Source organism: Acinetobacter sp. YH12151 (assembly GCF_013418355.1).
GTDB lineage: Bacteria > Pseudomonadota > Gammaproteobacteria > Pseudomonadales > Moraxellaceae > Acinetobacter > Acinetobacter pseudolwoffii.
The window spans coordinates 110,277-122,343 of record NZ_VPCG01000001.1; the positions used below are offsets into that span (position 1 = coordinate 110,277).

The 12,067-nt window shown below is 45.6% G+C and carries 7 protein-coding genes; all 7 read left to right on the forward strand.

Translation table 11 applies throughout. The features are described 5' to 3' along the window. Window positions 1-64: 64 nt before the first annotated feature. The 7 genes from dnaE (at window position 65) to fdxA (ending at window position 12,023) form a co-directional block, all read left to right on the forward strand. Window positions 65-3,637: a DNA polymerase III subunit alpha gene (gene dnaE, locus FTU82_RS00545; RefSeq protein WP_180100890.1), complete on the forward strand. Its 3,573-nt coding sequence runs from the start codon at window positions 65-67 to the stop codon at window positions 3,635-3,637. A gap of 37 nt (window positions 3,638-3,674) precedes the next feature. Continuing rightward, window positions 3,675-4,523: an RNA methyltransferase gene (locus FTU82_RS00550; protein ID WP_005096685.1), complete on the forward strand. Its 849-nt coding sequence runs from the start codon at window positions 3,675-3,677 to the stop codon at window positions 4,521-4,523. Next, window positions 4,523-5,332 carry a serine O-acetyltransferase gene (cysE, locus tag FTU82_RS00555; protein WP_005096684.1) on the forward strand — a complete coding sequence of 270 codons (810 nt, stop codon included), beginning with the start codon at window positions 4,523-4,525 and terminating at the stop codon, window positions 5,330-5,332. The genes FTU82_RS00550 and cysE overlap by 1 nt, the downstream gene beginning before the upstream one ends. A 120-nt stretch (window positions 5,333-5,452) precedes the next feature. Further along, window positions 5,453-6,394, forward strand: a complete 942-nt coding sequence (locus FTU82_RS00560) for an ABUW_2363 family tetratricopeptide repeat lipoprotein (RefSeq protein ID WP_005171266.1) — start codon at window positions 5,453-5,455, stop codon at window positions 6,392-6,394. 123 nt (window positions 6,395-6,517) lie between these two features. After that, the gene (locus tag FTU82_RS00565) at window positions 6,518-8,524 is read left to right on the forward strand and encodes a triacylglycerol lipase (protein ID WP_100328711.1); all 2,007 of its coding nucleotides are present in this window, start codon (window positions 6,518-6,520) and stop codon (window positions 8,522-8,524) included. Between the two features lie 336 nt (window positions 8,525-8,860). After that, complete coding sequence (gene mutS, locus FTU82_RS00570) at window positions 8,861-11,503, forward strand: DNA mismatch repair protein MutS (RefSeq protein ID WP_180100891.1); 2,643 nt, start codon at window positions 8,861-8,863, stop codon at window positions 11,501-11,503. Between the two features lie 196 nt (window positions 11,504-11,699). Then, window positions 11,700-12,023: a ferredoxin FdxA gene (fdxA, locus tag FTU82_RS00575; protein WP_004279936.1), complete on the forward strand. Its 324-nt coding sequence runs from the start codon at window positions 11,700-11,702 to the stop codon at window positions 12,021-12,023. Window positions 12,024-12,067 lie beyond the last annotated feature (44 nt).

A 12,067-nucleotide genomic window follows, 5' to 3' on the forward strand; every position in this document is an offset into this window, starting at 1 on the left:
ATTTTCAAACTGAAACAATAAATCCCATGTTAAACTATTTAATGGTTTTAGCAGGGACTCATCTATGCACTTTGTTCATCTTGGTATTCATACAGAATTTTCGATTACTGAATCCATCGTACGGATACCTGACCTGGTCAAAGCTGCCGAAAAAGAACAGATGCCTGCCCTCGCGCTGACGGATCTGTCTAACCTGCATGCCGCAGTCAAGTTCTATGGCAAATGCTTAGGCAAAGGCATCAAGCCGATCCTCGGTTCTGAAATTCGCCTGAATGATGCCGAACATCGTATGACCTTATTGGCGATGACCAATAAAGGCTGGCGTAACCTGACTGAACTGGTGTCTGAAGGCTTTATCAGTGGTCAGCAATTAGACATTCCCTGCGTACAAAAACAATGGATTTTAAACCAGTCCGAGGACATGATTGCCCTGCTCGGCATGCATTCCGATGTCGGCAAGATGCTGATGAGTTCAAATCCGCAAAAAGCGGAACCCTTGCTGGAAGAATGGGTCGAAAAATTCGGCAATCGCGTTTATATCGCCCTGACCCGCACCAACCGTCCGGATGAAGATGACTTTATTCTGGAAGCAGTGAAACTGGCCAAAAAATATAATATCGGTGTAGTGGCACATAACGACGTGCACTTCATGACCCGCAATGATTATGAAGCCCACGAAGCCCGAGTCTGCATTGCCGATGGTTATGTACTGGGGGATAACCGCCGCCCTAAAACCTATTCACCTGAACAATATTTTAAATCTGCAGAGGAAATGGCAGAGCTGTTCTCGGATATTCCCTCTGCGATTGAGAACACTTACCACATTGCCAAACGCTGTAATGTCACATTGCGATTGGGTCAATACTTTCTGCCGGATTATCCGATTCCTGAAGGTCATACCATTGATACTTTCTTTGCACACTTGTCCAAAGAAGGTCTGGAAGAACGTCTGAATTTCCTGTATCCACCTGAACAGCGTGATGAACACTGGCCAGAAGTTCGCAAGCCTTATGATGAGCGAATCGAGTACGAGATTAATATCATTAACTCGATGGGGTTTCCGGGCTACTTTCTGATCGTGATGGACTTTATTCAGTGGTCGAAAAGTAACGGCGTTCCAGTAGGCCCTGGGCGTGGTTCAGGTGCAGGCTCACTGGTGGCTTATAGCTTAAAAATCACCGATCTTGATCCGCTACGTTATGAACTGCTGTTCGAACGTTTCTTGAACCCGGAACGTGTGTCGATGCCCGATTTCGACGTCGATTTCTGTATCGCAGGTCGTGACCGCGTGATTGACTATGTGGCGCGTACTTATGGCCGTGATGCAGTTTCGCAAATTGCCACCTTCGGTACCATGGCGGCCAAAGGTGCGATTCGTGATGTGGCGCGTGTCTTGGGTAAATCTTATGGTCTGGCCGATCGTATCTCGAAAATGATCCCGACCAAGCCTTTAGGCCTGAGTCTGCTGGAATCCTTAGAAGCCGAACCACAGCTTAAAGATATCGTCACCAATCCATCCAACCCAGATAATGATGATGCGGCTGAAATCTGGGAAATGGCGCTAAAACTGGAAGGCATTACCCGAAATACCGGTAAACATGCCGGTGGTGTGGTCATCTCGCCAACCAAAATTACCGATTTCTCTGCCGTTATGTGTGAGGCTGATGGTACTTCACGCGTGGCACAGTTCGATAAAGACGATGTTGAATCTGCTGGTCTGGTCAAGTTTGACTTCTTGGGTCTGCGTAACCTGACCGTAATTGAAGATGCAGTTAAAAATATTAATAAACGCATCAAATCTGACAAGCCTTTAGACATTGCCTATATCCCGCTTGAAGATAAAGACGCGTATCTGGTCTTTGCCAATGCCAACACCACCGCGGTATTCCAGTTTGAATCCGTGGGCATGAAGAAGATGCTGAAAGAGGCACGCCCAAGCAAATTTGAAGAAATTATTGCCTTCGTGTCGCTGTACCGTCCGGGCCCGATGGATCTGATTCCTGACTTTATCCACCGGATGCATGGAGGCGATTTTGAATATCTGCATCCCTTGCTTGAAGGCGTACTAGAACCCACCTACGGGATTATGGTCTATCAGGAACAGGTCATGCAGGCTGCACAGTACTGTGCCGGCTATACCCTCGGTGGCGCGGACTTGTTACGTCGTGCCATGGGTAAGAAAAAACCGGAAGAGATGGTCAAACAGCGCCAGATCTTTATTGAAGGTGCATCGAAAAAAGACATTGATGAAGCCACTGCCAACCATATTTTCGACTATATGGAAAAGTTTGCCGGCTATGGCTTTAACAAATCACATGCTGCGGCCTATGCTTTGGTTGCCTATCAGACTGCATGGCTAAAAGCGCATTATCCGGCGGAATTCCTGTCTGCGGTGTTGACCTCGGAGATGCAGAACACCGACAACGTGGTATTCCTGATTGATGACTGTCGCAAGAATAACCTGGAAGTTTTACCACCTTCCGTGAATATGTCGCTGTATCAGTTCCATGCCACGGATGAACAAACCATTGTCTATGGTCTGGGTGCGATTAAAGGTGTCGGTGAAGCTGCGATGCAATCAGTGATTGACGCGCGTACACAAGAAGGTCCTTTCCGTGACCTGTTTGATTTCTGTCATCGTATTGACCTGAAAAAAATCAATAAACGTACCCTGGAAGCATTGATTCGCTCCGGTGCGCTGGATTGTTTAGGCATTGATCGTGCCGACCTGATGGCACAACTGCCTGAAGCGGTGCAAGCTGCGGAACAGGCGCGCTCCAACCGTGAAACCGGCATCATGGATCTGTTTGGTGAAGTGGAAGAAGTTCAGCGCAAACCCTCTAAACCAGTCAAGCCATGGGCGGATGAAGTTCGCCTGAAAGGTGAGAAAGACACCCTTGGCCTGTACCTCACCGGCCACCCGATTGATGTGTATCGTAATGAACTGAAATCCTTTGTACCATGTCAGATTAATGAACTGACGCCGACACGTCGTGGTGTCACCACCGTGTTTGCAGGACTGGTGGTGGATATTGCCAACTTCCCGAACCGGATGATGATGACTCTGGATGATGGTACGGCGCGTATTGAAATTTCAGCCAATCATGAACGTTTTAACCGCTTTAAAGAGATTATCCAGCTGGATAAAGTTGTGGTGATTGAAGGTGAAATTTATGAGCGTGAAGGCTTTGACCGCCCAATGGGACGTCTCACTAAAGCCTTTAGCCTGAATGAAATTCGCCAGAAGCGTGCCAACAGCATTAAAATCACCTTAACTACTGAGCATTTCAGCAAGAGCTTGAGCCGTGACCTGCAGCAGATTCTGACTCCTTATTGCAATGTCGATATGTCAGCGCATATTCCGGTAATTCTGTATTTAGACTATCCTTATGCTACGACTGAACTTCATCTGGGTCTCAACTGGAAAGTGGCACCACTGGACGAACTATTGGCTAAATTGCGTGATTATTTTGGTAAAGAAGCATTGCATATTGAATATCAGGTCAAGTCCAAAGCCGCCAAAGCTGTTTCTTATGAACAGGCCAAACCGGTCAATGTTCCACCACCACCTGCTGGCATGAGCATGGACGATGCGCTGGAACTGTATCAGGCTGAATCCCAGCCACAATATTCATAAATCCTGATCTTTAAAAAACCTTTAAATTGGAATCCTCATGAGTCAAATTGACAATGCTGCTGTTTCAGCACATCTCTCCCATGTGCGTATTGTCATGGTCAATACCACTTTACCTGCCAACATCGGCAGTGCTTTACGCGCCATGAAAACCATGGGCCTGTCCAAGCTGGTTCTGGTGGCGCCAAAAACCTATCCGCATCCGGATATTGATGCACTGGCCGCAGGCGCAACTGACCTGATCGAGCAGATCGAGATTGTAGAAACGCTCGAAGATGCCATTAAAGACTGTCAGATTGTATTCGGTACCAGCGCACGTAGCCGTACCATTCCCTGGCCGCTGTTAGATGTGCGCCCTGCTGCGACAAAAGCCATGAGCGCCGTGGTACAAGAGCAGCAAGAAGTTGCAATTCTATTTGGCCGTGAAGACCGCGGTCTGACCAATGAAGAACTGGCAATGGCCAACTATCACCTGACCATTCCAGTCAATACCGATTACGGCGTACTGAATGTGGCTCAAGCCATTCAGGTGATCTGCTATGAAATGCGCATGGCAGCCATGAGCCAGATTGAACAACCACGTGATGCTAAAGCAACCATGCAAGTCATTGATGGCATTGAAATGGAATGGGATGAGCCTTTGGTGAATCATGCGCAGATGGAACAGTTCTATCCGCATTTGGAAAAAATGCTGGCCGAAATTGAATTTATGGACCCAAAAAATCCAAGATTATTGCCTTTACGCTTGCGTCGTCTCTTTGGACGTATACAATTAGATCGTATGGAATATCATTTACTTCGTGGTATTTTCAGCCGCGTTCAGGCCTTAAATAACGGCACGTGGAAAAAATCTTCACATACATCATCACAGGACGAGGATCAAATCTAATGCTAAAACAGCTCAAAGAAGATATACAAGCTGTCTTTGCGCGCGATCCTGCAGCACGCAATACCTTAGAAGTCTTAACCACTTACCCTGGCATCCATGCGCTGATCATGCATCGCATGGCACATGAGCTATGGAACAAAGACTGTAAGGGAACTGCACGTGCATTGTCTTCATTTAGCCGTTTTGCGACTGGTATTGAAATACATCCGGGCGCCAAGATAGGCCGTCGTTTCTTTATTGATCACGGTATGGGTGTCGTAATTGGGGAAACTGCAGAAATTGGCGATGATGTTACCCTCTATCATGGGGTGACTTTGGGTGGAACGACCTGGAATAAAGGCAAACGCCATCCAACTTTAGAAGATGGCGTGGTGGTTGGCGCTGGTGCCAAGATTTTAGGGCCATTTACTGTCGGTAAAAATGCCAAGGTCGGTTCTAATGCGGTCGTGACTAAAGCAGTTCCTGAAAACACGACGGCTGTGGGTAACCCTGCACGCTTTATTACCAAAAATAAACCGAAGGATGATGCAGAAACCCGTCGTCGTGATTATGCAGAAAGTATCGGCTTCCAGCCCTATGCTGCAACTGAAGACCAGTCTGATCCAATTCTGGAGGGTATGCGCATTCTGCTGGACCGTATTCAGCAAAATGAAAAACGCATGAACAACTTGTGCAACCGTCTTTCTTTGCTGGATCCGACCTTTAATAAACAGCAACAAGATGGTCAGCCTTTAAGCAAAAAAGAATTACAGATTCTGGAAGAAGCGCGCCGTGAATGTGAAGCTCAAACCAGTCAGTCTAAAGCCTGAATAGAGCGTTCAATTCTGTAACATGCATTTACTTGCATGATCGTTAGAGTTTTCATAGACTGACGGTCATGTAATTTTTGTACTAGCTGTTTTAAAAAATAACACGAATGGATGAATATTATGACCTTTAAGCCCTTGGCACTTGCTTGTTTAGCATTCACAATGACTGCATGTTCGACCGTCTCTCAGAAGTCTGCTGAGAAACCTGTGGATCAAGTGGTTTTTGTAGAACCTGAATTAAGTCCGCCATTTTATGCATTAAATCCATTCAATTATAATGAACCACCTCCGTTTGAGGTGCATTTGCAAAAAGCTGCGGCTCAACCCGTGACCAAAATGGTCGTGACTCATCCAAATGATCCATCCAAGCAATTAACCTTGGATGTCAATAAACTGATTATTCCCATTGTAGACAGCAATACACGTTCAATGCGTTATGCGGCTCTGGCAAATACCAATGAAATCGACATCACCGAGATTGATGATTTCCTGCAAATGGTGGAAGGTAAAGCACGTCATTATCCACCACGTTTTAGCGATCGTCAGGAACGTCGTGGCTTTGAAGCCAAACTGCGTGAAGTCACTCAACAGCTGGATACTTTAGCTGCACGTGAAAATGCCTCTTTCGATGTTCTGGTACGTGCATTTAAAGCCAGTGTCATGGCACGTAATCTGGATCTGGGTTCAGTCTATACCACCAAATCCCTGACCTATGCACAACGAATTCTTAAGATCAACCAAGATGATCCTGAAGTGAACTTCTGGTTCGGCTTTGGCCTGTCCGAAGGTGGCGGTCAACGTGAAGCGATCCCTTATCTGGACAAAGCCATGAAAGCTGGCGTTCAGGAAGCCTATCTTGCTGCAGCCAATAATTATATTGCGCTGGAACAGAAAAAAAATGCGGCTCAAACCTTGGCAAACTATAAAGTGAAATACCCGCAAGAAGCTGAAGTGGCAGACCGTCTGATTCAGGAAATTGAGAAACAAGGTCGCTGGAATGTTTGGCAAGTTCTGCAAACCGCAAATCAAGCTCCAGCTGCTGCAACGCCTAAAACGCCATAATCAAAATTTATCTTCTTTCTCTGATTACAAATAGACTGCTACGGCGGTCTATTTTTATGAGAAAAAATTAGTAAAATACAAACCATTATCCAAACTTACAACTTAAATTCAGTGAAAGGTTTTATGCACGAAAAAATAAATAAAAGATTAATACTGTGCACTTTAGTCATCACCAGCGTGCTGAGCGGCTGTCAGGTGGTCAGTGTTAAGGAACAGGCACTTAATGTCACACTCAGCAATGAGCGTGACAGTATTTTGACGCGCGACAAACTGAGCGAAGCCAGTCTAAATGTGTTGTCCATGACGGGGCGTGAAGCCCAGATCTGTATTGACCAGCCCGAAGAATGTGTAAAGGATCTTAAAAAGATTCCCCAGATTTTAGATGAACAATTACTTTCTACAGCAAGTGAGTTGTATCTCGCCAATTCTTTACAGAATGCCAAGTCAGCCGAGTGCAACACCAGTGTTTTGAGCAAGACCCAATCTCAGGAAAAGCAACAGCTGCAAAAACAGAATATCCAGAAATGTCTGGATCAGCAGCTCAGCATGCTGGATAAAAGCATTCGTTATAGTTATGCCTACCTGTTTAAAACCGAGCGTGCCCCGCAAGACCGTATTTTCGACAACCGTCAGGTTCAGATTCGTGATTTTTATAACCTGGCGATTGCTCATCTGATTCAACGCTATGCTGAACGTTATGAAACCAAGCGTTCCGGCCAACGGATTCAGGTGGGTAACAGTGTGTATAGCATTGATCTGGAAAATTTTCCGCAGCTGAAAAACCAGCCCATTGAGCAACTATTATCCACCTACAACATGAACTTCTCTGGGCTTCGTTCAATTACCCGTCGTGACGGTTTTGGTTCAGAGTTTTTAGTGGTTCTACCGGAGCAGCAACCATCCGAAAAAGATAAAAAATATATTACTGACCCACTCAATCACAAATATCCGAATGGTATCAATCCCAATATCCACGCAGCACGATATCTGGCCACCACGATCACCGCTGTACCTAAATCAGCCAATAGTACTGAACAGATTTTATCGACCTCCGAATTTCATCTGAAACTCTATGATCCCTATAAATATGAAAAAATTAAGGTCGCTTCTAAGGAATATGCTCTGGCAGCCAATTTTTCAGCACCTTATGGTTTATGGCTGGCCGAGAACAATCTGGGGCGTCTGGCCTATCTGACCCTGATTGATCGGGATGATAGTCTGAGCATGCCCCACCTGTATATGCTGGAACCTTATAATCCGAACAAGAAGATCCTGGTATTGGTCCATGGTCTGGCCAGCAGCCCCGAAGCCTGGATTCGTATGACCAACGATATTATGGGTGATCCGGTTCTAAGAGAAAACTTTCAGGTCTGGCAGGTGTTTTATTCTACCAACATGCCGATTCTGGAAAGCCGTTTTCAAATCAATGCACTGGTTCAGCAAGGATTTGCCCAGGTCGCGAACAATGCCGCAGCTAAAAAAGATGCAGTACTGGTCGGACATAGTATGGGCGGCGTGATTGCCCGTTTGATGGTCAGCAATGCCGATATCAGCCAAGATGCTTTTAAACTGGTACAAAATACCCGTATTGAACAGTTTAAGGATAAACCGCTGTTTCAAGCACGCCTGCAAATGCAGCCGATTCCAAATTTTAGTCGGGCGATTTTCTTGGCCACACCGCATCGTGGCACAGAATATGCCAATCGCTGGCATACCAAACTGGCGCGTAAAATTATTCGGGTTCCAGGTGCATTTTTAGGTGCCTTTGCTGATACTTTACAAGGCGAAATCGGATTAAAAGAATTTGTCAAAGAACTGGGACATGACCTGATTCAAAATGGCCCGAGTGATTTGAGTGAAAATTCGAAATTCAATGTGCTGACTAAAAACATTCAGCCCTATACCGGCTTCAAATTTCACTCCATCATCGGTAATACCGTAGATACTACAGAACCTCAACTGATGAGTGATGGGATTGTTTCCTACGAAAGTGCTTATTTGCAAGGTGCGGTATCCAGTAAAGTGATCAAGGGTGGCCATTCCATTCAGGAAACCCCTGAGGCTGTACTGGAATTGCGCCGGATTCTCAGATTACACCTGTCTGACCTTGGTCTTTATGATCCCGAATAAACAATTCCCTTAATTTAAATCAACCACTGCATGTTCACATCCAGTGGTTTGTTTTTTAAAATTGGAAATCATGCTGAATAAAAACTCAGACCGACAGATCTGTCGCATGACTTAAACATTCATCTGGAATTTCATTTCTTTCTAAAAATTAAATTTGATAGACTTGTTTCAATCTTGATTTAAAGCACCCTAAGATAAGCGACCTCATTCACTATGCTCCTGAGCAGATCCTCGATAAAATATTTTTATAGATCTGTTTAGATGTGCTTTAATTTTTTGTGCATACGCTGCTTATCAGTATTTGCATTTCTCTCTTGTTGAAAGGATTTATTTTTAATGACCAGTTCGGAAATTATGGCTGATCTTTCTACCTTAACGCCCATGATGCAGCAATACATGTCGGTGAAAGTGCAGCATCCACACTCATTGATGTTTTATCGTATGGGTGATTTTTATGAACTGTTCTTTGAAGATGCACACAAGGCAGCCAAAATTTTAGGCATTACCCTGACCCATCGCGGTAAAGCCAATGGTCAGCCGATCCCGATGGCAGGTGTGCCTTACCATGCAGCCGAAGGCTATCTGGCCCGTCTGGTCAAAAAAGGCGAAACGGTGGTGATCTGTGAGCAGATTGGTGAGGGCGAGAGCACTCGCGGTAAGGCTCCCATGGAGCGCGGCGTGGTAAGGATTATCACCCCGGGCACCCTGACCGATGATGCCATGCTCGGTGCACATCAAAGCTCTAATCTGGTGGCTTTATGTATTCAGCAAAATCAGATCGGGATTGCACTGCTCGATCTCAGTGCCGGCTTATTTAAAGTACAGCAGCAGGATTATGATCTTAACCAGCTCATGATTGAACTGGCGCGCTTAATGCCAAGCGAAATTTTGCTGGATGAAAATACCGCTGATCCGATGCTGACCGAGCAACTCAAGCAGCAACTTGATATTTCCGTGACGAAGCGTCCCAATGTGGACTTTAGCCTGAACAATGCACAAAAAACCTTGTGCGACCAGTTTGCCGTCAGCACACTTTCCGGTTTCGGGATTGATCATTTACCGTTGGCAAAAGCTGCCGCTGCGGCACTGATTCACTATGCCAAAGAAACCCAGAAAACCGCTTTACCACATATTCGTTCGATTCAGCTAGAACAGAGTTCCGACTTTATCGCCCTAGATCCAGTGACACGTCGCAATCTGGAACTGATTGAGCCTTTATTTGAGCATGGTACTTCACTGTTTCAGTTAATTAATGATTGCCAGACGGCTATGGGTGGACGCTTGCTGAGTCGCACCCTGATGCAGCCTTTGCGTGACACTGCCTTGCTGGATGAACGTTTAGATGCCATCCAGGCCCTGCTACAAGGTTTCCATGAAGCACCTGTACGTTTGGTACTTAAGGAAATTAGCGATATTGAACGTGTCCTGAGCCGAATTGCTTTGGGCAGTGCCCGACCGCGGGATCTGGTACAACTACGTCAGGCCTGTGCGCAAATTCCATTTTTACGCCATGCCCTACAGCCGATTGTCAGTCAACAACAGTCTGAGCTATTAATCCAGCTAAATGAAGAACTCGGAGATTTCCATGGCCTGCATCAACGCTTGATGTCTGCCATCGTAGAAAATCCGCCGGTATTGCTGCGTGATGGGAATGTGATTGCCGAAGGCTTTGATAGTGAACTGGATGAATTACGTCAGATTCGTGATCACGCCAGCCAGTTCCTGATTGATCTGGAAATTAAAGAACGTGAAGCCAGCGGAATTCCGGGACTGAAAATTGGTTATAACCGAGTGAGTGGTTATTATATTGAACTCTCACGTGCTCAGGCCGAACAGGCACCCGAGCACTATATCCGCCGTCAGACTCTGAAAAATGCTGAACGCTATATCACACCTGAACTGAAAGCCTTTGAAGATAAGGTTTTATCCAGTGAATCCCGTGCTCTGGCGCGTGAAAAAATGCTGTTTGAAATGCTGCTGGATGAATTACGTCAGGATATCGGCAATTTACAAATGATGAGCAGTGCCATTGCCCAGATTGATCTGGTGGCAAACTTTGCCCATCAGGCACGTTTACGCAACTGGTCACGGCCAAAATTCAGCCCTGAAGTCGGTGTAAGTATCACTGCTGGCCGTCATCCGGTGGTGGAAGCTTTAAGCAAAACTGCTTTTACACCGAACGATACGCGACTGGACTTTTCCCATCGCATGGCGATTATTACCGGACCCAATATGGGCGGTAAATCGACCTTTATGCGCCAGACCGCATTGATCGTCTTGCTGGCGTATTGCGGGGCTTATGTTCCTGCACAAGCTGCGACTTTAGGGCCTATTGACCGGGTTTTCACCCGTATTGGTTCTGCCGATGATTTATCAACTGGCAAATCGACCTTTATGGTGGAAATGACCGAGACTTCGCAAATTCTGCATCATGCCACCAGTCAGTCGCTGGTACTGATGGATGAAGTCGGTCGTGGCACCAGTACCTATGATGGCCTGTCTCTGGCCTGGGCCTGTGTGCTGGATCTGAGCAAACGCATTCAATGCCTGTGTCTATTCGCAACCCATTATTTTGAGCTGACCGAACTCGATAAAGAAAGCGGCATTGATAACTACCATGTCACGGCTAAAGAACTGAATGGCAATCTGATTTTGTTACATAAGGTACAACATGGCCCTGCCAGCCAGAGTCATGGCTTACAGGTGGCGAAACTTGCCGGTATTCCGGCATCAGTCATTAAAGAAGCACAAAACCGCTTAAAGATTCTGGAAAAGCAACAACTGGTCAAACCAAAGAGTCTACAACATGATCTATTTGCACTGCCGGAAATTGTAGAGCCAGTGGAACGTATTATCGAAATTGAGAAAGAATCTCCAGCTCTCGAATTACTTGAGGACATCGATGTAGACAACCTGAGTCCACGCGAAGCCTTAGCACAATTATATGCACTAAAAGATTTACTCAAACAGCCGGGGTAATTCTCTGAGCCATAGACCTCATCCCGTATGGGGTCTAGCACTGATTTATACTTGAATTTAGCCCTATTCCGGCTTTTTTCAAATTTAACAGCCCTATATATAACAAATATCAATAAAAGGAATTGTTAGTTCCCCCTGTTTTTGCCTAAAATACAGTATTCGTAAATAGAACCATATTTTTTAGGTAGCTGTCGCCATGACCTTCGTTGTCACTGAAAATTGTATTAAATGTAAATATCAAGACTGTGTTGAAGTTTGCCCTGTAGACTGTTTCTATGAAGGTCCTAACTTCCTGGTGATTAACCCGGACGAGTGCATCGATTGTGCCTTATGCGAACCTGAATGTCCGGCGAATGCAATTTTCTCTGAAGATGAATTACCAGAAGGCCAAGAAGTATTCATTGAACTGAATGCTGACCTGTCGCAAAAATGGCCAAATATCACACAAATTGGTGACCAGCCAGCAGATCGTGAAGAATGGAATGGTAAAGCTGACAAATTACAATATCTTGAAAAGTAATTAATTTCAGTTAAAAAAGATCAGCACATGCTGATCTTTTTTAT

Bases quoted from the DNA above. Each gene is read 5' to 3' on its own strand.
- cysE (WP_005096684.1), top strand. From the start codon at position 4,523: ATGCTAAAACAGCTCAAAGAAGATATACAAGCTGTCTTTGCGCGCGAT.
- FTU82_RS00565 (WP_100328711.1), top strand. From the start codon at position 6,518: ATGCACGAAAAAATAAATAAAAGATTAATACTGTGCACTTTAGTCATC.
- FTU82_RS00550 (WP_005096685.1), top strand. From the start codon at position 3,675: ATGAGTCAAATTGACAATGCTGCTGTTTCAGCACATCTCTCCCATGTG.
- dnaE (WP_180100890.1), top strand. From the start codon at position 65: ATGCACTTTGTTCATCTTGGTATTCATACAGAATTTTCGATTACTGAA.
- fdxA (WP_004279936.1), top strand. From the start codon at position 11,700: ATGACCTTCGTTGTCACTGAAAATTGTATTAAATGTAAATATCAAGAC.
- FTU82_RS00560 (WP_005171266.1), top strand. From the start codon at position 5,453: ATGACCTTTAAGCCCTTGGCACTTGCTTGTTTAGCATTCACAATGACT.
- mutS (WP_180100891.1), top strand. From the start codon at position 8,861: ATGACCAGTTCGGAAATTATGGCTGATCTTTCTACCTTAACGCCCATG.